Source organism: Halobacillus sp. BBL2006 (assembly GCF_000786645.1).
In the GTDB taxonomy this organism is placed as follows: domain Bacteria; phylum Bacillota; class Bacilli; order Bacillales; family Halobacillaceae; genus Halobacillus.
The window spans coordinates 1-846 of record NZ_JRNX01000949.1 but is presented as its reverse complement, the minus strand read 5'-3'; the positions used below and the strand labels follow the sequence as shown (position 1 = coordinate 846).

Here is an 846-nt window from a genome sequence, read left to right as displayed (position 1 = left end):
TTCTTACCGGGACGCCTTCTGGAGTGGGGCCGCTGTCTCCAGGAGATCAGGTAGAAGTGGAGATTGAAGGGATAGGCAAGTTAACGAACACAGTTCGAAAATAAACGGAACCCGGAAGCATCTCATTGAAGAGAAAGCTTCCGGGTTTTTGATTGGATATAATAACATTAATTGTCACCTCAGGTCATCCAGATTATGGATGACCTGAGGTGACAATTAATGTAAGGAACCCTTGCTTAGGCTGGGTTTTTCTTTATAAATGTTTTCCTCTCATCTATAATTGGGACAACAATAGTAAGGAAAGGTGATGTTTTATGAATAACCAGCAAATTCAGCAATACCTGACCAACAATCAAAACCGAGCACGGCTTCTCGTGAGCTGTCCTGACCAACCAGGGATCGTTGCAGCCATTTCTACGCTTCTGAGAGATCATGGGGCGAACATCGTGGAATCAAGCCAGTACACAACTCATCCTGTAGAGGGCACCTTTTTCTTGCGTATCGTATTTGAAGCGGACGATATGAAATCAAAGGAAGATGAGATCAGGGATGCGATTGCTTCAAGTGCAGAAGAATTTTCAATGAATTGGCGCTTAACCTTTTTACACGAGCTGAAAAAAACAGCGATTTTTGCCTCCAAGGATATAAATTGTTTGAGAGAACTCTTATACGAGTGGGAAAGCGGCGATCTTATGACAGATATCTCCCTCGTCATTAGTAATCATGAAACAGGACGAGAGCTGGTGGAATCGTTCGGCATTCCTTTTTATTACATACCAGCGAATAAGGATATCCGGAAAGAAGTGGAGGAAAAACAGCTGGAATTGATGGAGGAGTATGACATCG

At 43.1% G+C, this 846-nt stretch carries 2 protein-coding genes; both read left to right on the top strand.

Annotated features, from left to right (window positions below; all coding sequences use genetic code 11):
- The coding region (locus LD39_RS22385) for a fumarylacetoacetate hydrolase family protein (protein ID WP_197061476.1) at positions 1–104 on the top strand (104 nt) is incomplete at its 5' end.
- Positions 105–314: 210 nt separating this feature from the next.
- The coding region (locus LD39_RS21315; RefSeq protein ID WP_035553757.1) for an ACT domain-containing protein at positions 315–846 on the top strand (532 nt) is incomplete at its 3' end.